This is a genomic window from Bradyrhizobium sp. AUGA SZCCT0431 (assembly GCF_018131065.1).
Taxonomy (GTDB): domain Bacteria; phylum Pseudomonadota; class Alphaproteobacteria; order Rhizobiales; family Xanthobacteraceae; genus Bradyrhizobium.
This window is the reverse complement of the sequence record NZ_JAFCLR010000032.1, coordinates 1-18,866: the sequence shown is the minus strand read 5'-3', so window position 1 is coordinate 18,866 and position 18,866 is coordinate 1. Positions and strand designations below refer to the sequence as shown.

Below are 18,866 nucleotides of genomic sequence, written 5' to 3'. Positions count from 1 at the left end.
AATTGCGCCGCGTTCGGCGCGCGGGGAAGGCGTCCAATGCATAAATGGCACGTTATTTTAGCGATCGGATTAACCGGTCTTGGCCTGTCCGGGCCGCAGACGGCAAACGCGCAGGGTCTGCCGGGCGGCTTCGTCTACCTGCGCGATATCGATCCCAGCATCATCCAGGACATGCGCTACGCCACCTCGAACAACTTTGTCGGCAAGCCGCTGAGGGGGTATGACGCCGCCGAATGCGTCGTGAAGCGCGAGGTTGGCCTGGCGCTGAAGAACATCCAGCAGGAACTCGCCAGGCAAAAGCTGTCGTTGAAAATGTTCGACTGCTATCGGCCCGAACGCGCGGTCGCCGACATGGTGGCGTGGTCGAAGAACGGCAAGGAGACGCAAGCCGAACGCCGCTTTAGCCCGGCCTTCCGCAAGGCCGATTTGTTCCGTCTGGGCTATATCGCGACCCGGTCCGGACATTCGACCGGCGCCGCGCTCGATCTGACCCTGGTCGAATTGACTGCCGATAATTCCACGAAGTTCGATTCCACCAAGGCCTACGCCGACTGCACCGCGCCCGCCGAGGCGCGGGCGCCGGAAGGCAGCGTCGATATGGGTACCGGCTATGATTGCTCGGACGTCAAATCGCATACCGCCGCCCCCTCCATCACGCCGGCGCAGCGGAAATGGCGGAATGTGCTGGTGGCCGCGATGGCCCGGCAAGGGTTTGTGAACTATTCGAAGGAGTGGTGGCACTTTTCGCTGCCGGGGGTCGGCCGGCAGGCCTATGATTTCCCGATTGCGCGACGGAATTGATTCCCGGAGCAAGACCCGCCATGAGCCAGGCATCATTTTCGACCCACGAGGTCTTCAACCAGTCGCCGCCGTTCGAAGATGTCGACCTGTTCGCGGTCGACCGGCCGCTGGCTGAGGCGGTAGCCGCCAATGGCGGTGGCGAGGCGAGCGGTGAACTATCCGACTTCGGCAAGCATTGGGGGGCGGCGGCGATGGCGGCGCGAGGCCGTGCCGCCAATGAGAACGCCCCGAAGCTGCGGACGTTCGACTCGCGCGGCAACCGCCGCGACGAGGTCGAGTTTCATCCGGCCTATCACGAGCTGATGGCCCACTCGGCCCATGCTGGTGTGCACAATTCGACCTGGAATGCCGAGGGCAGGCCGGCGGGCGGTGCTTCGGAAGTCGTGCGCGCCGCCAAATTCTACATCGCCGCGCAGGTCGAGACCGGGCATCTCTGCCCGATCACGATGACGCGCGCCTCCGTGGCGGCGCTAGCCGAGCAGCCGGATCTGCTGGCGAAGGTGATGCCGGTGCTGGCGAGCCGTTCCTACGATCCGAGCTTTGCGCCGTGGTGGACCAAGCGCGGCATGACGGTCGGCATGGGCATGACCGAGAAGCAGGGCGGCACGGATGTGCGCTCCAACATGACGCGCGCCGAGCGCGACGGCGATGCCTATCGCATCACCGGCCACAAATGGTTCATGTCGGCGCCGATGTGCGACGCGTTTCTGGTGCTGGCGCAGGCGGGCGGCGGCCTGAGCTGTTTCTTCATGCCGCGCTTTGCGCCTGATGGTTCCGTCAACGCGATCCGCTTCCAGCGGCTGAAGGACAAGCTCGGCAACCGCTCCAACGCCTCATCAGAAGTGGAATTCATGGGCGCCTATGCGGAGCGTATCGGTGACGAGGGCAAAGGCATCCGCACCATCATCCAGATGGTGCAGCTGACGCGGCAGGATTGTGCGATTGCCTCCGCCGGCCTGATGCGCTCGGGCCTGGCGCATGCGCTGCACCACGCAAGGCACCGCAGCGTGTTTCAGAAGCATCTCGCCGACCAGCCGCTGATGCAGGCCGTGCTGTCGGACATGGCGCTGCATGTCGAAGCCTCGATCGCGCTGGTCATGCGCCTGTGCCGGGCGTTCGACCGGGCGCCGTCAGACGCCAAGGAGGCCGCCTATATGCGGCTGCTGACGCCGGCGATCAAATACTGGGTCTGCAAGAGCGCACCGGGTTTTCTCTATGAGGCGATGGAATGCCTCGGCGGCAACGGCTACGTCGAGGAGGGGATTTTGGCGCGGCACTACCGGGAGTCGCCGGTCAACGCGATCTGGGAAGGGTCAGGCAATGTGATGTGCCTCGACGTGCTCCGGGCGCTGTCGCGCGAGGCCGAGGCGGCATCCGCCGTGTTGCACGAACTCACCGGTGAAACGCTGGGCCTGCCGGGGGCCGGCGAGGCGGTCGGTTTTATCGGCAAAGCGTTCCGCCGGCCCGACAGCGAACGCGTGGCGCGGCTGGCGGTCGAAAAACTGGCGCTGCTCGCAGCCGCCGCGGCGCTCAACGCGGTGTCGCCTCGGCATGCCGAATTGTTCGCGGCCACGCGCCTTGCCGGGAATCACGCCAGCATGTACGGCGCGGTCGATCTTGCCAGCGCCGACGTCGCTGGTCTGCTGGAACGGGCGCTGCCCTGAAAGTCAGTTGATGGATTCCCTCAGCCTCCCGCAACCGCCCCCTCCCGTTGCGCCCGCCCTGCGTCCGCCCCGGATCTGGAAGTTCTGGGGGACGGCGCTGTGGGGGCTGTTCATCTTTGCCGGCATGTTCGTCGGCCAGGCCGTGGTCATCGCTTACTTCGTGTTGCGGCAAGGTTCGTGGGATCTCGCGGCAGCGATCCATGTCGTCGGCGCCGGGCTGACGATCTCGCTGTCCGTGATCATGGGAATGCCTGCGGTGCTGCTCGCAGCCTGGGTCGCGACGCGCGCCTCGCGCACGCCATTTGTTGACTATCTCGCGCTGCGCTGGACCACGTGGCAGAATTTCCTGATCGGCGCCGTCGCACTGGCCGTGCTGGTCGGCGGCTGGGATTTGCTGTCGCGGGCGCTCGGGCGCGAGGTGACGCCGGGCTTTATGGGCGATGTGCTGAAATCGGCCCAGGCCGACGGCGCGCTATGGCTGCTCGTGATCGCATTCTGCGTCGCAGCACCGATCTCGGAGGAAGTTATGGCGCGCGGTTTTCTCTACCGCGGCTGGTCGGAATCGCCCCTGGGGGTGCCCGGCGCCATCTTCCTGTCGTCGCTGGTTTGGACTTCGATGCACCTGCAGTACAGCTGGTTCTTCTTCGGTGAAGTGTTCACCATCGGCCTGCTGCTCGGCTATTTCCGCTATCGCACCGGTTCGACCTGGCTGACGATCGTGCTGCACGGTCTCAACAACACGGCGGCGACAATTCAAACCTTCTGGCTGGCGGGATAATTGTTTCGTGTGTTAGGTAGGCCATAAGCTGACATTTCGCTGCTCAATTGCCGTAGAAAGTCTCTACATGTCCCGCCTCGAAAGCGCCTGATCTGCCATGTCACCGCCGCTTCGGACTTGGGATTTCAAGGAAACGGCGCTAGTCGGCCTTATAGCTTACGCCGTTTACGGTCTGACAGCATGGTTCGTGTTGGGCTCTTACAATGCGGTGGGCACAACGTCGGCTGTTCAGTATCAAGCTTATGGGGCGGCACTCATCCTAGCAGGTCTGCTTCCAACTGCCGTGCTTTGGATTGCAATTCGCTTGGCTAACAGGGACTTCGGCGAATATCTCGCGTTGAACTGGCCGAGCTCAGACGAAGCACTACGCGCTGTGCTCATAATGACCGCGGTCATGGTGATTGAGGTCGTAGCAATTTCTGTCGTCGGCCCAACGGAAATTTCGCCAAATCCTTACTTGCGAGCAGGCTGGGGATTGTTGACCTTCTTGATCGGCAGCTGCATCGTAGTGCCGGTCATGGAAGAGCTTGTTGTCCGTGGTTTCATGTTTCGTGGATGGTCGCAATCCATCCTCGGTCCGACCGGAGCCATTCTTCTGTCGTCAATCTTGTGGGCGTTAGCACACACCCAATACCATTGGTTCGGCCAGTTTTGGATTTTCGTGACGGGCCTCGCACTCGGCTATATTCGCTGGCGCAGCAACTCGACCTGGCTAACGGTAATGCTTCATTCAGCCCTGAACACCATCGTCTCTTTCGCGGAGGGACTGCAACGTTAAAGTCCGGGTGTTGCCAACGCGATGACGGTCGGCAGGCGGTCTTCATCTGACTCACCATCGTGATCCACGCGCTCAACAACACCGCGACGACGATTCAGACGTTCTGGCTGGCCGGGCAATAGCGACCTCGAACCTGACGCCGCGCCGGTGCGACCAAGGCGCGGAGGTTCCTATGTCAACGCTCGAGATTTCCGCGCCGCCCGCTTTGCCTGTTTCGCCGCGTCAGCCCCGTACCTGGTATTTCCTGGGTTCGGCGGTCGTCGCGTTGCTTGCCTATATCGCGTTCAATCTCGGCCATTTGGCGATGATGGTCGTGGCGTTCGTCTGGCACGGCGATCCGGACATGACCGAGGCGCAAATCGTCGAGTTGGCGTCTCAAGGCGGCAACATCGCCGCGGGGACGATTGCCGCATGTGCCTTGGTCGTTGCCGTGCTCTGGGCCGCGATCCGGATCGCAAGGCAAGGCTTTGCGGACTATCTTGCGCTTCGCTGGCCGAGCCGCGACGAACTCCTTCACGGTCTCGCAATAACTTTGGCATTCCTGCTCGCATGGCTTCTGCTTTCGTTTCTCGCGGGACACCCGACGCCTGCATTCGTGATCGACAGCTACCGCTCCGCGCAAGACGCTGGGCTGTTGTGGCTGTTGTTGATCGGATTCTGCGTCGCGGCGCCGGTCACGGAGGAACTCGTGGTGCGCGGCCTGCTGTATCGCGGCTGGTCGCAGTCTTTTCTCGGTCCGATCGGCACGATCGTGCTGTCGTCGGCGCTGTGGGCGCTGATGCACCAGCAGTATAGCTGGTACTATATTTGCCAGATCTTCCTCGTCGGTCTGATCTTCGGGCATCTGCGGCGCCGCAGCGGCTCGACCTGGCTTACCGTGATCACCCACGGCTTTTTCAACCTCGCAGTCCTCGCTTACGTCGCCCTGAAACTTGCGTACTTCTGATCTCACCCGACCAATGCGATGGCGATCGGCATCGTGATCGCCGCCAAAATGGTCTGCAGCGTGATGATCTGCGCCAGCAAAGGCGCATCGCCGCCCATCTGCCGGGCCAGCACATAGGCGCTGGAGGAGGCCGGCACCGCCGCGCACGCCGTGACGATCGCCAGGTTCGAACCTGACAGGCCGAACCACAGCGCCAGCGCGACGGCGATCACCGGCATCAGCACCAGCTTGAGGAACACCGCGACCGACGCCGCAAGGCTCGGGCGGAACATGCCGTTGAGATGCAGGCCGGCGCCGGTCACCAGCAGGCCGATCGCCAGCGACGAGCGGCCCAGCGCGTCGGCGACGTCATGCCAGAGCTTTGGCAGCGGGAGGTGGGTGACGTTGATCAGGAGCCCCATCGCGCAGGCCCAGATCAGGGGATTGCACACGACCGTCATGGCGATGGATCCGACCGATTGTTTTTCGGTCGAGGCGTACTGCGCGAGCACGCTGACGCTGAACACGTTGAAAGGGGATGATGGCGACCATCGCGACCGAGGCCAGCGCCAGTCCGGCATCGCCGAACAGGCTGCCCGAGACGGCGAGCGCCACATAGGTCTGCCAGCGGATGGCGCCCTGGAACACCGAGGTGAAGGCGGGTCCGTCGACCGCGCCGCGGGCGAGCAGGGGCCGCAGCGCCAGGCACAGCAGCGACATCAGCAGCGCCGACAGCATCAGCGCGCCGCCGACACCTGCGACCGGGACCTTGCTGAGGTCGGCCTTCACCAGTGTCTGGATCAAGAGCACCGGAAACAGCACGTAATAGGTCAACCGCTCCAGCCCGTGCCACTGCGTCTCCAGCCGCATCAAGGTCCGCTTCAGGATGAAGCCGAGCACGATCAGCAAGAACACCGGCAGCAGTGCCGCGACCACCACCGCCATCTTCAGCGCTCGCCGCGCAGTGTCGCGAGCCGGTCCAGCGCGCCCTGCAGGATGAAGATCGCGGCATGCTCGTCGATCACTTCGGCGCGGCGGGCCCGGCTGACGTCCATCCCGATCAGTTCGCGCTCGACGGCTGCTGTTGAGAGCCGTTCATCCCACAGGCCGATCGCCAGATCTGTGAGTTTGGAAAAATTGCGCGCAAAGGCGCGGGTCGATTGCGCGCGCGGACCTTCGCTGCCGTCCATGTTGATGGGCAGACCGAGCACGAAGCCGATCGCGTTGCGCTCGCCGGCAATGGAAAGCAGCCGCGCCGCGTCGGCCTTGAAGGCCTTGCGCTGAATGGTTTCAACGCCGGTCGCCAGCCTGCGATCGGCGTTGGAAACTGCGACGCCGATGGTCTTGGTGCCGAGATCGAGGCCGATCAGCGCACCGCGCTCGGGCCAGTGCGTGACCGCTTCGATCAGAGGGAGGATGAGGGCGGGCATAGACCCGCATAACACGCAGCTAGTCTGACATGCAAAGCCGGATGCGGCGTGGCGTCCATGCGGGAACGCCACGCCATCCGTCGAGATCGTGTTAGCGGATCGCCACGGGGTTGATCATGCTCTGCACGCCGCCCTTGAAGCGCGGCTGGCCCAGCACGAACAGGAACTCGTAGGCCTTGTCCTTGGCGAGGTCGGCGGTGTTCATGTTTTCGAGAATGTAGGTGCCGTTCATCGGCAGCAGGATCTGGTGCACCTCGAAGATGTTCTTGGTCTCGAACGGGACCGCTTCGAGCCCCCAGGTATCGGCGCCGACCGCGACCACGCCTTTGCCGGTGAGGTACTTGGCACCTTCGACGCCAAGGCCGGGTTCGCCGGCGCCAAAGCGCTTGTCGTCCTTGCCGATCAGGCTGAGCCAGCCGGTGTGGAAGATCACGACGTCGCCCTGACGGATTTCGACGCCTTGTTTCTTGGCGACTTCCTCGATCTCCTTGACGTTGAAGGCGGTGCCTTCCTTCACCACATCCGTACCGTAGTGAGCGGCCATGTCGAGAAGCACGCCACGGGCCACCATCGGCGGGATTTTTTCGACGCCAAGTTTCTTCAGTCCAGTGGGATCGGCGAAATCGGCGAGCTTGTTGCCATTGTAATAGACGTGCTCGACGCCGATATGGCCGAGACCGTCGAGTTGGCTGCCGACGCCGACCCAGCCTTCGATGATGTCGTCATTATAGGTGGTCTTGGTGGGGCCGAGGCCCGGGATGCCGGCCTGACCGGGTTGAACGACGGTGATCTTGAAGGCGCGCGGCGGGTAGGCCGGCGTTGTGGAGTCGACGGGAATGCCAAGCGCGTAGGTCTTGCCGGTCTTGACGAGGCCGGCCGCCTTCACAACGAGCTCCGGGGTCATGTAATTGGCGGCGCCGATCTCGTCGTTCGGTCCCCATTTCGATTTCGTCCAGTCTTGAGCGCTTGCCGTTCCAACCGTTCCCAACAAGGCAGCCGAACAGCACAGCACGAATGCGTGGCGCATCGCAGATCCTCCCAGAGTTGACGTTATGGTTTTTGGTAGTCAGCGCCTCATACTAACGTAGTAGGGTGCGGCGTCCAAAAATATTTGAAGCGGCGGTCGCGCTGCGATGGAAAGCCGCACGTGTGCGGTGCAAATCGATTTGTTGCAGAAATATGGCGACGAAATTTCATTCAGCGGAACGTCCGCATGATGAGGCTACGCCATGGATGCACTGCAATTGTTTGGGCTGTTCGCCGTGACCGCGATGCTCGTCTGTTACGCGCTGGAAGAGCGCAGCCACTGGTATATCTTCGGCTTCGCCGCTGCGTGTGCGCTCGGTTCGGCCTACGGATTTTTGCAGGGAGCCTGGCCGTTCGGGCTGGGGCGATCTGGGCCGTCGTCGCACTCCATCGCTGGAACGTCAGGCGGCGATGACCTCGCCGCTATTGTTCAGGCAGGCGGCAAAGCCTTGCAGCGCGCTATATTGATGTGCGCTTCGGCGCTGGATGAAGAGGGTGTCGACATCAGACTGAACGGCCTTCAGCTTGTGGATGTTGACGGTCTCGTTTTTTCCGACAACGGCACGGGGCAGCAGCGTGACGCCCATGTCGGCGGCGACGCAGCCGATCATGCCGTCGAGCGTGCCGAGCTCGAACCGCGCCGAAGACGGCCAGCCGAACTCGGAAAACACCTGTTCGAGCCGCTGCCGATAGCTGCAGCCGGTGCGGAATACCAGGGCGGTCGGCCCCGATTCTGGCGTGCCCGCACGCAAGGCCGCCAGATTTGCCCAGCGCCTCGACGTCACCAGCACGAGTTCTTCCCTGAAAGCGATTGTCGAACTGAGGTCGGCGTGATCGATCGGACCGGCAACAAAGGCGCCGTCGAGCGATCCGTCAAGCACGGCCGCGACCAGGTCTGCGGTCGGCGAGGTGCGCAGGCTCAAGCGCACCGCCGGAAAGCGGCGGTGGAATTCGGCGAGCAGGGAAGGCAGCCGTACCGCCGCGGTGGTCTCCATCGAGCCGATCGACAACGGCCCCTTTGGCTCGCCATCGTCGCGCGCGGCTAGCACGGCTTCGCGTGACAAGGCGGCCATTCGTTGCGCATAGGGAAGCAGGCGGCGGCCGGCGCCGGTCAATGTCATGCCGCGGCTATGCCGCTCGAACAGTGCGGTGCCGATCTCGGTCTCCAGCGCTTTGACGCGCTGGGTGACGTTGGATTGCACGGTGTTGAGTTCGTCCGCGGCGCGGGTGATGCCGCCGAGGCGCGCCACCGTCGAAAACGTCACGAGATCGCTCAATTCCATGGACCGGCCCCCGTTTCATTTTAGAGATGGCAGAATTCTCAATAAATCATTTATCGAGAATGCTATCTAGGTCTACAGTGACTGTCCAGATCAGGAGCGAATATTATGTCGATCGAAACGTCATTGACCGCGCTTCTAGGTATTCAGCATCCGATCCTGTCGGCGCCGATGGATGTGATTGCAGGCGCACGGCTGACGGAGGCGGTCAGCGCCGCCGGCGCCTTTGGCATTCTGGGCGGCGGTTATGGCGACAAGGTCTGGCTGGAGCAGGAGACGGCCAAGCTCAAACGGATATCCGCTCCTTACGGCGTCGGTTTCATCACCTGGAGCTTGGCAAAGCAGCCTGAGCTGCTCGACATCGCGCTCGCGCCGCGACCGCGCGCGATCATGCTCTCGTTCGGCGATCCAAAACCCTTTGCGACCAAGATCAAATCCAGCGGCGCCCTGCTGATCTGCCAGGTGCAGGACGAGGGCATGGCGCGGCAGGCGCTTGACGCCGGTGCCGACCTGCTGATTGCGCAAGGCAGCGAGGCCGGCGGACACGGTGCCTCCCGCACCACCATCGACATCGTGCCGGCGATTGTCGATCTCGTGGCGGGCCGGGTGCCGGTTGCGGCGGCGGGCGGCATCGGTGACGGCCGCGGGCTGGCGGCGATGATGATGCTGGGGGCGTCCGGCGTGCTGCTCGGCACGCGCTTCTATGCCAGCCAGGAATGCGACGGCGCAGATGAAGCCAAGAAGCGTATCTGTGACGCGACCAGCGGCAGCAGCATCAGGAGCATCATCTTCGATATCTCCCGGAACAATGTCTGGCCGGCGCCGTTCAACGGCCGCTGCCTGATCAATGATCACGCGCGCCGCTGGATCGGGCGCGAGGTCGAACTGATGCAGAATGTCAGCGCGGTCGCGGCCGAATATGCCGCCGCGAGAGCCGCCGGAAACTTCGATATCGCCGCCGTCATCGCCGGTGAGGCGGTCGGACTGATCCATGATGTTCCGCCGGCGGCCGAGATCGTTGACAGGATCGTCACCGAGGCCGAGCAGATATTGGCCGGTCGGCGCAACTCTTCCACCGCCTTAGGTGCCTGATCGATGGACGTTCAGCGAGCAGAACCGTGTGGCAACCGTTCACCCTTGGACAGATTATTGGACCCTTGACCATGAGCCTGTTCAACGGTGAATTGCCGTATCCAGCCTCCTCGCTGCGCGGGCGCGGGCGCTGGGGCTGAGCAACCTCACGCTTGGTTTTGCGACGCGCGTTCGTGCTACATCATCCAACCTTCAAAACGAGATAAAAATGCTGCACCCCGACCGCATGCCGCCCCTTTCACTGGAGCAGATGGATGAAGCCCAGCGAGCCGCCGCGCAGGCACTGATCGCGGGACCGCGGAAGGCGGTCAAGGGTCCTTTTATCGCCTTGCTGCGAAGCCCGCTTCTGATGGATCGCCTGCAGCGGGTAGGTGAGTACATTCGCTTCGACAGCAGCCTTCCGCCCCGGCTTTCGGAATTCGCCATGCTGGTAGTGGCGCGGGCGTGCACCCAGCAGTTCGAGTGGTTCGTGCACGTGCCGCTAGCGCGGAAGGCCGGCACCAGTGCGGAAACCATCGAGGCCGTACGCTGCGGGCGCAGGCCCACCGACATGCATGCGGACGAAGCGCTGGTTTACGATTTCACGCACGAACTGCTCGCGCACAGCGGCGTCTGTGATACGACGTATGCGATTGCCGTGGGACGGCTGGGCGAGCGCGGGGTCGTAGACCTGACCGGACTGATCGGCTATTTCCTCACCGTATCGTTGGTGCTCAACGTCGCACATACGCCGCCGGAAGAAACCGATGACGTGGTCGCGCTGCCGACGCTGCCCTTGTAGGCGAGAGAGCCAGATCAGGCGTTCGTTTTGCGGGCGCGGCGTTGGCTAGGCTGAGTTCGCTGGCTTAGCGTCCGGCGGCTACCGGGGTCATTGTGCCTATTGTGCCTAATGCGCCGGCTCGTCGCGCTTGACGACGTCCAGGTGCTCGACGGCGAGCGATCGATAATGCGCGGCCATCTCTTTGTAGTGACGTTGCGAGATGGGATCGGTGGCGCTTTCTGCGCGCCGCTCGAACATCTCGGCTTTTTCCTGAAGTTCTTTCGCTTTGGACATGGCGTTGCCTCACGTTCGTCAGGCCAGACACGCCAGATATAGGATCGCGACGCCAAGCACGCCACCGATCGACCACAGAGCAGGATCCCAACTTTCCGTTACACTGTCGTGTTCCGTTGTCCACATGGCGCGGCCTCCAGGGTGATGGCCGAGTACACGCGGCGACTGTTTCAAAACGACTGCGTCAGGCCGCTAAATGGTTTCGTCGGCGGCTTTTCCCTGTCGAAACCCCGGACTCCCGGCGCGGGCCGCAATGGCGGCACTTTGATGCGGCCTTTGAGCCCCGTTTGGCGGTATTTGGGCCCCAAAATGCCGGCGGGGCGGTTCCCCGTGGTTGCGGCGCAAAAGCGGGCTCTGCTATACGGCGGGTGCGATCCCCGATTGAGGCCTTATATTAATGTCCGTTGATGCCGCTACCGTTCGCCGCATCGCGCATCTTGCGCGAATTGCGGTCGCCGAGGCCGAAGTTCCCCATCTGCAGGGCGAACTGAACGCCATGCTGGCGTTCGTAGAGCAGCTTTCGGAGGTGAACGTCGACGGCGTCGAGCCAATGACCTCGGTGACCCCGATGGAAATGAAGAAACGTCCTGATGTGATCAACGACGGCGAGATCGCGGATGACGTGGTCAAAAACGCCCCTGACACCATGAACCATTTCTTTCTGGTGCCGAAGGTCGTCGAGTAACATCGTGTTTTCGAGCGAAGTGGATACCGGTTCGCGTGAAGAAAACGCGTCAAACAAAAGAGTCTTAGAGACCCGCGATGTGCATGCTCTGCGACGATGAAAAGGCTTATGCGGCCTACATGAACTATCTCGACGCGATGGAGCGGCAGGGCAAGGTCGCCGATCCCGATAAGGCGATGGACGCCGTGCTCGACGCGCTCGAGGCGTCCGAGCTGACGCGGCCCAAGCAAGACGACCCCGCGAGCGACAAGACCCTGTCTCCGTTCTTCTGCAGCCCGATCAATAAATGACCGATTTGATTTCGATGACGATCGCCGAGGCCAGGAATGGCCTCGCTAACAAGTCTTTCACCTCGCTTGAACTGACCGACGCGCACCTTGCCGCGATCGAGGCGGCGCGCGCGCTCAATGCCTTCGTGCTGGAAACGCCGGACAAGGCCCGCGCCATGGCGCGCGCGATCGACGCCAAGATCGCCAAAGGCGAGGGCGGTCCGTTGGCCGGCATTCCGCTCGGCATCAAAGATCTGTTCGCGACCAAGGACGTGCGCACCACCGCGTGCTCGAAAATCCTCGGCAATTTCGTGCCGCCCTATGAGTCGACAGTCACTTCGCAGCTCTGGCGCGACGGCGCCGTGATGCTGGGCAAGCTCAACAACGACGAGTTCGCGATGGGCTCCTCGAACGAGACCTCGTGCTTCGGCCCGGTGGTCAATCCGTGGCGGCGCGAAGGCTCCAATACCTCGCTGGTGCCGGGCGGCTCGTCGGGCGGCTCGGCTTCCGCGGTGGCGGCGCTGCTTTGCATGGGCGCGACCGCGACCGACACCGGCGGTTCGATCCGCCAGCCGGCGGCGTTCACTGCCACCGTCGGTGTCAAGCCGACCTATGGCCGTTGTTCGCGCTGGGGCATCGTCGCGTTTGCCTCCTCGCTCGATCAGGCAGGGCCCATTGCGCGCACCGTGCGCGACAGCGCGATCTTGATGCGCTCGATGGCCGGTCACGATCCCAAGGACACGACCTCCGTCGATCGCGCGGTGCCGGACTACGAGGCCGCGATCGGCAAGTCCGTCAAAGGCATGAAAATCGGTATTCCCAAGGAATACCGCCTCGACGGCATGCCGGCCGAAGTCGAAAAGCTCTGGACCGAAGGCGCGGCCTGGTTGAAGGCGGCTGGCGCGGAGCTCGTCGAGATATCGCTGCCGCACACCAAATACGCGCTGCCGGCCTATTACATCGTGGCGCCTGCCGAGGCGTCGTCTAACCTGGCGCGCTACGACGGCGTGCGCTATGGCCTGCGCGTGCCCGGCGGCTCCATCGGCGAAATGTACGAGAACACCCGCGCCGAAGGTTTTGGCGACGAAGTGCGCCGCCGCGTCATGATAGGCACCTATGTGCTCTCCGCCGGCTATTACGACGCCTATTATTTGCGCGCGCAAAAAGTCCGCACCCTGATCAAGAGGGACTTTGAGGATTGTTTTGCCAAGGGCGTCAACGCGATCCTGACGCCGGCGACGCCGTCAGCGGCATTCGGCGTCGGCGAGAAGGGCGGCGCCGACCCGGTCGAGATGTATCTCAACGACATCTTCACGGTGACCGTGAACATGGCGGGACTGCCGGGCATCGCCGTTCCCGCCGGCAAGGATGCGCAGGGGCTGCCGCTCGGCCTGCAACTGATCGGCCGGCCTTTCGACGAAGAGACGCTGTTCTCGCTCGGCGAAGTGGTCGAGCAGGCGGCCGGACGCTTCACGCCCGAGCGGTGGTGGTAGCGATGGGCGACTTCCGCGCCAGCCTGTCGGGGACGTCCCCGACACCTAGCCTGGAACCGCCGCTGGCGGCATTGTGGTGGGCAGCCAAGGGCCAATGGGACGAGGCCCACAAGATCGTCCAGGACGAAAACACGCGCGACGCCGCCTGGGTGCATGCCTATCTGCATCGTGTCGAAGGTGATCTCGGCAATGCCGGCTATTGGTACCGGCAGGCGGGCCAGCCGGTGGCCAAGGATTCTCTGGAAGCCGAATGGGAGCGGATCGTGTCCGCGCTGCTCGGGAGTGGAAAAGCATGAACGCGTCAGTCAAACCGGCCAAACTGATCAAGGGCGCCACCGGCGATTGGGAAATGGTGATCGGGCTGGAGGTCCATGCCCAGGTCACCTCGCAGTCAAAACTGTTCTCGGGCGCCTCGACCGAGTTCGGCGGCGAGCCGAACACCCATGTCTCGCTGGTCGATGCCGCGATGCCGGGCATGCTGCCTGTCATCAACGAGGAATGCGTTCGTCAGGCGGTTCGGACCGGGCTTGGGCTAAACGCCCAGATCAATCTGCGCTCTGTGTTCGACCGCAAGAACTATTTCTATCCGGATTCGCCGCAGGGCTATCAGATCAGCCAGTACAAGTCGCCCGTGGTCGGCGAGGGCGAGGTGATCGTCGAGCTCGAGGGCGGCAAGACCGCCACCATCGGCATCGAGCGACTGCATTTGGAGCAGGACGCCGGCAAGTTGCTGCACGACCAGGCGCCGTCGCAGTCCTTTGTCGATCTCAACCGCTGCGGCGTCGCGCTGATGGAGATCGTCTCCAAACCCGACATCCGCGATGCCGAGCAAGCCAAGGCCTATGTGACAAAACTGCGTTCGATCCTGCGCTATCTCGGCACCTGCGACGGCGACATGGAGAAGGGCTCATTGCGCGCCGACGTCAACGTCTCCGTGCGCAGGCCCGGCGGGCCGCTCGGCACCCGCTGTGAAATCAAGAACATGAACTCGATCAACTTCATCGGCCAGGCGATCGAGTATGAGGCGCGGCGCCAGATCGAAATCATCGAGGACGGCGGCGTCATCGATCAGGAGACCCGGCTGTACGATCCCGGCAAGGGCGAGACGCGCTCGATGCGCTCCAAGGAAGAGGCGCACGACTACCGGTACTTCCCCGATCCCGACCTGCTGCCGCTCGAGTTCAGCGAAGCCTACGTCGCCGGCCTGAAGGCCGAACTGCCGGAATTGCCGGACCAGAAGAAGATCCGCTTCATCGAAGGTTTCGGACTGTCGCCCTATGATGCCAGCGTGCTGGTGGCCGAGCGCGAGAGCGCGGACTTCTATGAAGCCGTGCTGGCCGGGCTCACCGACAAGGCCCGCGACGGCAAGCTTGCCGCCAACTGGGTGATCAACGAGCTGTTCGGACGCCTCAACAAGGAAGGCCGTGATATTACGGGCTCACCGGTGTCGGCGCTGCAACTCGCGGCGATCATCGACCTGATCGGCGAGGGCACGATCTCCGGAAAGATCGCAAAGGACCTGTTCGAGATCGTCTGGCAGGAAGGTGGCGACCCGCGCGCGCTCGTCGAGACGCGCGGCATGAAGCAGGTCACTGACTTAAGCGCGATCGAGAAGGTCGTCGACGACATCATCGCCGCCAACCCGGACAAGGTCGCGCAGGCGAAAGCCAAGCCGCAACTCGCCGGCTGGTTCGTCGGCCAGGTGATGAAGTCGTCCGGCGGCAAGGCCAATCCGCAAGCCGTCAACGATCTCTTGAAGGCGAAGCTCGGCATCTGAAGCGTCCCGTAACGGGACGCTTCCGCCGTCGCTACGTTGCGATCGACGCGCACAAGCTTGCATCGATCGCGCTTCGCGGATCAAAAATCATCGTCACGACGGACAACGGGCCTTGCGAATCGGTCGCAGCGATTCGTCCAAAAATTCGGTTCTGGCGAGCGGCGATGAGACGTGGACGCTGAATCCACGAAAATATTTTCATTGCCAAAATTTGCGACTCAGAGTCCGCGCAAGCGGCTTTTGGGCGGTCTCGATGAGTCGCGATAACGTCGTTTGCGCACTAATCATCACATGCGTGAATCGCGAAAACATCTGCAATACAAGCGTTTCCTCCAATATTGACAAACGCCGATGTCGGTCGTTGCTGCACTTTTTGCATCGTCGTACGGGCGTGTTTTGGTGGCGCCGATACCAGCTTCGCGCGCGCCCTCACATTGCTGCGTCAACACTTCCTTAAGCGGGACGCTGTTTTTTTGAATGTGTTGGTGTATTCGGGATGTAGTGCACATCGATTCCCGAGTGCACGCAGCGAACTAAGCCATCTCACTTACATTAGGAGGGCAACATGGCCAAGAAAGCTAAGAAGGCAAAGAAGGCGAAGAGCGCAGTGAAGAAGACTGCGAAGAAGACCCGCAAGGTCGCCAAGAAGAAGAAGTAACTTCGTCTTGAAAAAATTGCCGGCGGCTTGATGCCGGCACGTCACACGAGCCATCAGACGGTTTGCTTCTCTAGGCAAACATAACTCGGATGGCTCTGGTCGACGAAAGAGGGTGTCGGCGAGACATCAGGTCAAACGGCTGGATCGACTTTCGGGAGAGTTCGCTTTCCCAAAACCGGTCCGGCAGAAGAAACAGGTTTTCTTCGTTCGGTGCGGAATCTTTGCTCCGCAATTTCACCGGGCCCAAAGCCCGACTGAAATCTGGTCCTGACGTGTTCGCCGACGCCCTCGTTCCCCGGAACGCCTCCTGTTCCGATCGCCGCGCCCCTGGCGCCCGGCATTCCATCTTTCCAAATCCTTTACATGACTGCCCCGACCGCCCGCGGCCCGCGCCGGGCTGCCGCAGATCGCGGTCATGCGCCTCCGCACGCCGTTTGCGCCATGCGCCCGCCGATCCATCACCGGAACTCTTGCGCTGCCAGGTTCTCCGTTCGCGCCGATGACGGCGCGCGCGAGATTCGAGCCGTCACGATGGTTATCGTTCTGCGAAGCGGCAGGGTAAACCGGTCTTCACGAATCCTCACTTGTTGCTGCGGCACAGGCACTTCTGCGATTCCCCACCGGCGCCGGGGCGCTTCGCGTTTACACCCCGTTCATCGCGATATTTAAACTGCCCTTCAAATTTGATGGGCCATGATCATCCCAACAAGCCGGCAAACGGTGTTGGGAATAACGGGACGTTAGACAGTGGACAGGGGCCGCGCTCGGGGGAGGGCGGCAACAATAAAAAGGGGAGACTACGATGTTTCAGGGACATTTCGATCTGGAGACGGCGACACCGGTGGAAACCGCAATCCCCGACCTGCTGTTCGAGCGCGGCCTGTACTGGGCGAGCGGCCGTTCCGGCGTCGTCAACCTGGTCGCCGCCCATAAATGGTTCAATCTCGCCGCCCTGAAGGGCCGCACTGACGCAATCTCGATGCGCCGCGAAGTCGCCGAGATGATGTCGGATGTCGAGATCGCGACGGCGCAGCGCGAAGCCCGCGCCTGGATGACCTCGCACTAAGCCGGCGGGCCGCCTGGAGTGCCTGGTGTCAGTTAACCCGACACCGGGAGCATCCGGACAAACCCTCAGTGCCCGCTCAGCACCAGCGTCTTGATGGGCAGCAGCAGGGCCTGAATCCGCAACAGAATCGCATGCACGAGGCCGGTGGCGTCAACGACGTGCAACGCGAAGCTCTTGAACGCGCTGAGCTTGCCTGACGCGATCCGTTCGTGATTGCTGGTATAGGCGTTGGCGATACAGCTGCTGCCGGGCGTCACGCCCTCCAGCCCGCCCTTGTAGATCGGCTCCATGAAAACGAGAATGGTGCCAGGACGCACGGTGCTCTGCGCATCGATCAGCTGTTCTCCGCCCCTGAACTGGCCCGCCGCGATGTAGTCCTGCACATTGGTCACCACCATCGGAATGATCGTCCACGGCTTGGAAATGCAGGTGGCCTCGGCCACCATTCCGACCTTCATGACCTGAGCCTCGATCTGCCCAAACCCCGCCGACAGAGCAATCCGTCCCGCGCCCTCCGGAATCAGGACGCCGGCCGTCCGTATCATTGGATTGACGATATCGCCCGGCCTCAGCCCGAACTGCTCGACCCGCCCGTTGAACCCTGCACGAATGAAGGTCTTGTCCAGATCGACCTGCGCTTCGGCCAGCGCGGCCTCTGCGCTGGCTTTCTCGGCGGGCAGGAGGGCGGTGACGCGAACCGCCGCGGATTGTTTTGCAGCGTTGGCGGCATCAAGCGCGCCCTGCCGGCCGGCCTGCAGCACTGTGAGTTTTTCGATGTCCCGCTGCGGGACGATGCCGGGATTGCGTTGCTGGAGCTCCCGCTTGGTGTTCAGCTCGTCGGTGGCCTGCTGATAATCGCCCTGAGCCTGCAGGATCTGCCCTTCGGCCTTGAGAACATCGGCCTGCGCCGACAGCATGGCGGCATCGACTTCGGCGATCTTGCGTTTGGCCGTCAGCAGCGCGGCCTCCTGCTTGGAGCTGTCAAGCCTGAAAATCACCTCACCTTGCTTGACGGACGCGCTGACATCGATGTGAACCTCGGCGACCCGGCCGGCTACTTCGGACATGATCGGGACGGTCCGATAGTACAACGTCGCCGAAGTGGTCGACGGATGATAGTAGAAGATCATCGTGATCAGCGCGACGGTGAGCATCAGGCAGGTGATGATGCCAAATCGCAGTTCGAACCAGACCGAATAGAGCGTGATTTCGTGGCCGAAGCGCTTTCCCTGCCGGTAGCGGCGATAGAGATAGTCCGGCAAGATCGTCACGAGCGAGCAGAGGAGGATCTCAAGCATGACTCTGTGCCTCGCTCTTGGGGGCGGGGGCACCGTGCGTGCCGGCGCCGTGGCTCACCGTTTCAGGAGGCGGCTCGGTCGGGTCTGGTTCAGGCGGAACGCCGGCCAGCTTTTCGACCGATCCGGCAATCCTGCGCAGCGGCGTACCGAAATCCGGCAGGTCGATCATGGCGAGGAACAGGCCGATCACCCAGAACAAGTGGTTGTGCGTAAACAGCGCCAACAGGCCCAGCACGGCCACGATTTCAAATTGCAGCTTCTGCGATTTGTGGGCCATCCGCTCCGGCATCGTGTGCAGGTGCAAATAGAAATTACCGACCCCGACGACGGCACCGATCAGGATGATTCCGACAACGACCATCAGGACATCGGTGTCGCCCGGCGCCGTGATGAACCCTGGCAGATGATGGGGGGCGGCAGGGTGAAGGGATTCGCTCACGCAACTCTCCATTCCGAAAGAGCAAGCCAAAATAGCAAGCAATGCACCAACGAAGGCATGGATAGGCGCCCGGCCAGGCCGCTCCATCTTTGCATAATGCGGGAACTTGGCAAGCAGGGTTGTCGTTTCGAGTGGCGCGCTTCGATGCTGACTTGTCTTCCGCAACGCGCAATTAGCCGCTCGACTTGCAATAATCGTCTTTCAAGACAATGTGAGGCATGGGTCCACATTCTCACGGCACGAGATGCCTGAGTTTTTGCGTCAATTTCACCCTCGGAAATGAGAGGGCGCAGGGAAGACCGGGTGCGCGCTGCACCCGCGGTCTCGCGTGCGGTTTGCACAAAACAAAGTGC

General features: G+C 62.4%; 19 protein-coding genes and 2 pseudogenes. 14 read left to right on the top strand and 7 right to left on the bottom strand.

The annotated features are described in order from the left end of the window. Positions 1-36: 36 nt before the first annotated feature. The 5 genes from JQ567_RS26750 to JQ567_RS26730 all read left to right on the top strand — a co-directional run bounded on the left by JQ567_RS26750 (position 37) and on the right by JQ567_RS26730 (position 4,967). Entirely contained in the window at positions 37-801 is a 765-nt protein-coding gene (locus JQ567_RS26750; RefSeq protein WP_212441586.1) for a M15 family metallopeptidase, read from the top strand. A 20-nt stretch (positions 802-821) separates the two neighbouring features. Continuing rightward, entirely contained in the window at positions 822-2,465 is a 1,644-nt protein-coding gene (locus JQ567_RS26745; protein WP_212441585.1) for an isovaleryl-CoA dehydrogenase, read from the top strand. A 10-nt stretch (positions 2,466-2,475) separates the two neighbouring features. Beyond that, positions 2,476-3,243, top strand: coding sequence for a CPBP family intramembrane glutamic endopeptidase (locus JQ567_RS26740; protein WP_212441584.1), 768 nt, complete (start codon positions 2,476-2,478; stop codon positions 3,241-3,243). Between the two features lie 97 nt (positions 3,244-3,340). After that, positions 3,341-4,021, top strand: a complete 681-nt coding sequence (locus tag JQ567_RS26735; protein WP_212441583.1) for a CPBP family intramembrane glutamic endopeptidase — start codon at positions 3,341-3,343, stop codon at positions 4,019-4,021. A gap of 172 nt (positions 4,022-4,193) precedes the next feature. After that, the gene (locus JQ567_RS26730; protein WP_212441582.1) at positions 4,194-4,967 is read left to right on the top strand and encodes a CPBP family intramembrane glutamic endopeptidase; all 774 of its coding nucleotides are present in this window, start codon (positions 4,194-4,196) and stop codon (positions 4,965-4,967) included. A gap of 2 nt (positions 4,968-4,969) precedes the next feature. On the opposite strand, the pseudogene JQ567_RS26725 reads toward JQ567_RS26730, so the two are convergent. From JQ567_RS26725 to JQ567_RS26715, 3 genes and pseudogenes are all read right to left on the bottom strand, one after another. Beyond that, positions 4,970-5,891: pseudogene (locus JQ567_RS26725) on the bottom strand (AEC family transporter). A gap of 2 nt (positions 5,892-5,893) precedes the next feature. After that, the gene (gene ruvX, locus JQ567_RS26720) at positions 5,894-6,376 is read right to left on the bottom strand and encodes a Holliday junction resolvase RuvX (protein ID WP_212441581.1); all 483 of its coding nucleotides are present in this window, start codon (positions 6,374-6,376) and stop codon (positions 5,894-5,896) included. 91 nt (positions 6,377-6,467) lie between these two features. Next, the gene (locus tag JQ567_RS26715) at positions 6,468-7,403 is read right to left on the bottom strand and encodes a cyclase family protein (protein ID WP_212441580.1); all 936 of its coding nucleotides are present in this window, start codon (positions 7,401-7,403) and stop codon (positions 6,468-6,470) included. A gap of 202 nt (positions 7,404-7,605) precedes the next feature. Here JQ567_RS26715 and JQ567_RS38325 point away from each other — a divergent pair. Continuing rightward, positions 7,606-7,817: pseudogene (locus tag JQ567_RS38325) on the top strand (hypothetical protein). On the opposite strand, the gene JQ567_RS26710 reads toward JQ567_RS38325, so the two are convergent. Further along, positions 7,804-8,685: a LysR family transcriptional regulator gene (locus JQ567_RS26710; RefSeq protein WP_212441579.1), complete on the bottom strand. Its 882-nt coding sequence runs from the start codon at positions 8,683-8,685 to the stop codon at positions 7,804-7,806. The pseudogene JQ567_RS38325 and the gene JQ567_RS26710 sit on opposite strands and share 14 nt — an antisense overlap. Positions 8,686-8,790: 105 nt before the next feature. On the opposite strand from JQ567_RS26710, the gene JQ567_RS26705 reads away from it, so the two are divergent. Beyond that, positions 8,791-9,774: a nitronate monooxygenase family protein gene (locus JQ567_RS26705; protein WP_212441578.1), complete on the top strand. Its 984-nt coding sequence runs from the start codon at positions 8,791-8,793 to the stop codon at positions 9,772-9,774. A 208-nt stretch (positions 9,775-9,982) separates the two neighbouring features. Beyond that, on the top strand, positions 9,983-10,555 hold the full coding sequence (locus tag JQ567_RS26700; protein WP_212441577.1) for a carboxymuconolactone decarboxylase family protein: 573 nt from the start codon (positions 9,983-9,985) through the stop codon (positions 10,553-10,555). A gap of 105 nt (positions 10,556-10,660) precedes the next feature. Here JQ567_RS26700 and JQ567_RS26695 read toward each other — a convergent pair whose 3' ends face one another. Continuing rightward, a complete protein-coding gene (locus JQ567_RS26695) occupies positions 10,661-10,828 on the bottom strand; it encodes a hypothetical protein (protein WP_192733686.1) in 168 nt (55 codons plus the stop codon). 397 nt (positions 10,829-11,225) lie between these two features. On the opposite strand from JQ567_RS26695, the gene gatC reads away from it, so the two are divergent. From gatC to JQ567_RS26665, 6 genes are all read left to right on the top strand, one after another. Continuing rightward, complete coding sequence (gatC, locus tag JQ567_RS26690) at positions 11,226-11,513, top strand: Asp-tRNA(Asn)/Glu-tRNA(Gln) amidotransferase subunit GatC (RefSeq protein ID WP_212441576.1); 288 nt, start codon at positions 11,226-11,228, stop codon at positions 11,511-11,513. A gap of 77 nt (positions 11,514-11,590) precedes the next feature. Beyond that, positions 11,591-11,803 carry a hypothetical protein gene (locus tag JQ567_RS26685; RefSeq protein WP_212388221.1) on the top strand — a complete coding sequence of 71 codons (213 nt, stop codon included), beginning with the start codon at positions 11,591-11,593 and terminating at the stop codon, positions 11,801-11,803. Further along, entirely contained in the window at positions 11,800-13,275 is a 1,476-nt protein-coding gene (gene gatA / locus JQ567_RS26680; RefSeq protein ID WP_212441575.1) for an Asp-tRNA(Asn)/Glu-tRNA(Gln) amidotransferase subunit GatA, read from the top strand. Before JQ567_RS26685 ends, gatA begins: the two co-directional genes overlap by 4 nt. 2 nt (positions 13,276-13,277) lie before the next feature. Next, the gene (locus JQ567_RS26675; RefSeq protein WP_249165738.1) at positions 13,278-13,571 is read left to right on the top strand and encodes a hypothetical protein; all 294 of its coding nucleotides are present in this window, start codon (positions 13,278-13,280) and stop codon (positions 13,569-13,571) included. Continuing rightward, positions 13,568-15,052: an Asp-tRNA(Asn)/Glu-tRNA(Gln) amidotransferase subunit GatB gene (gatB, locus tag JQ567_RS26670; protein WP_212441573.1), complete on the top strand. Its 1,485-nt coding sequence runs from the start codon at positions 13,568-13,570 to the stop codon at positions 15,050-15,052. The genes JQ567_RS26675 and gatB overlap by 4 nt, the downstream gene beginning before the upstream one ends. 1,460 nt (positions 15,053-16,512) lie before the next feature. Beyond that, positions 16,513-16,776, top strand: a complete 264-nt coding sequence (locus JQ567_RS26665; RefSeq protein ID WP_212441572.1) for a hypothetical protein — start codon at positions 16,513-16,515, stop codon at positions 16,774-16,776. Positions 16,777-16,841: 65 nt separating this feature from the next. On the opposite strand, the gene JQ567_RS26660 is transcribed toward JQ567_RS26665, so the two are convergent. Beyond that, a complete protein-coding gene (locus JQ567_RS26660) occupies positions 16,842-18,074 on the bottom strand; it encodes an HlyD family secretion protein (RefSeq protein ID WP_212441571.1) in 1,233 nt (410 codons plus the stop codon). Next, positions 18,067-18,513 (bottom strand): hypothetical protein, encoded by a 447-nt coding sequence (locus JQ567_RS26655; RefSeq protein ID WP_212441570.1) that lies wholly within the window; start codon positions 18,511-18,513, stop codon positions 18,067-18,069. The genes JQ567_RS26660 and JQ567_RS26655 overlap by 8 nt, the downstream gene beginning before the upstream one ends. Positions 18,514-18,866 lie beyond the last annotated feature (353 nt).

What these genes read in the sequence shown, in the direction of transcription:
- gatB (WP_212441573.1), top strand. Translation starts at nt 13,568, where the DNA reads ATGAACGCGTCAGTCAAACCGGCCAAACTGATCAAGGGCGCCACCGGC.
- JQ567_RS26705 (WP_212441578.1), top strand. Translation starts at nt 8,791, where the DNA reads ATGTCGATCGAAACGTCATTGACCGCGCTTCTAGGTATTCAGCATCCG.
- gatA (WP_212441575.1), top strand. Translation starts at nt 11,800, where the DNA reads ATGACCGATTTGATTTCGATGACGATCGCCGAGGCCAGGAATGGCCTC.
- JQ567_RS26750 (WP_212441586.1), top strand. Translation starts at nt 37, where the DNA reads ATGCATAAATGGCACGTTATTTTAGCGATCGGATTAACCGGTCTTGGC.
- ruvX (WP_212441581.1), bottom strand. Translation starts at nt 6,376, where the DNA reads ATGCCCGCCCTCATCCTCCCTCTGATCGAAGCGGTCACGCACTGGCCC.
- JQ567_RS26710 (WP_212441579.1), bottom strand. Translation starts at nt 8,685, where the DNA reads ATGGAATTGAGCGATCTCGTGACGTTTTCGACGGTGGCGCGCCTCGGC.
- JQ567_RS26695 (WP_192733686.1), bottom strand. Translation starts at nt 10,828, where the DNA reads ATGTCCAAAGCGAAAGAACTTCAGGAAAAAGCCGAGATGTTCGAGCGG.
- JQ567_RS26700 (WP_212441577.1), top strand. Translation starts at nt 9,983, where the DNA reads ATGCTGCACCCCGACCGCATGCCGCCCCTTTCACTGGAGCAGATGGAT.
- JQ567_RS26715 (WP_212441580.1), bottom strand. Translation starts at nt 7,403, where the DNA reads ATGCGCCACGCATTCGTGCTGTGCTGTTCGGCTGCCTTGTTGGGAACG.
- JQ567_RS26745 (WP_212441585.1), top strand. Translation starts at nt 822, where the DNA reads ATGAGCCAGGCATCATTTTCGACCCACGAGGTCTTCAACCAGTCGCCG.
- JQ567_RS26665 (WP_212441572.1), top strand. Translation starts at nt 16,513, where the DNA reads ATGTTTCAGGGACATTTCGATCTGGAGACGGCGACACCGGTGGAAACC.
- JQ567_RS26730 (WP_212441582.1), top strand. Translation starts at nt 4,194, where the DNA reads ATGTCAACGCTCGAGATTTCCGCGCCGCCCGCTTTGCCTGTTTCGCCG.
- JQ567_RS26735 (WP_212441583.1), top strand. Translation starts at nt 3,341, where the DNA reads ATGTCACCGCCGCTTCGGACTTGGGATTTCAAGGAAACGGCGCTAGTC.
- gatC (WP_212441576.1), top strand. Translation starts at nt 11,226, where the DNA reads ATGTCCGTTGATGCCGCTACCGTTCGCCGCATCGCGCATCTTGCGCGA.
- JQ567_RS26675 (WP_249165738.1), top strand. Translation starts at nt 13,278, where the DNA reads ATGGGCGACTTCCGCGCCAGCCTGTCGGGGACGTCCCCGACACCTAGC.
- JQ567_RS26740 (WP_212441584.1), top strand. Translation starts at nt 2,476, where the DNA reads ATGGATTCCCTCAGCCTCCCGCAACCGCCCCCTCCCGTTGCGCCCGCC.
- JQ567_RS26660 (WP_212441571.1), bottom strand. Translation starts at nt 18,074, where the DNA reads ATGCTTGAGATCCTCCTCTGCTCGCTCGTGACGATCTTGCCGGACTAT.
- JQ567_RS26685 (WP_212388221.1), top strand. Translation starts at nt 11,591, where the DNA reads ATGTGCATGCTCTGCGACGATGAAAAGGCTTATGCGGCCTACATGAAC.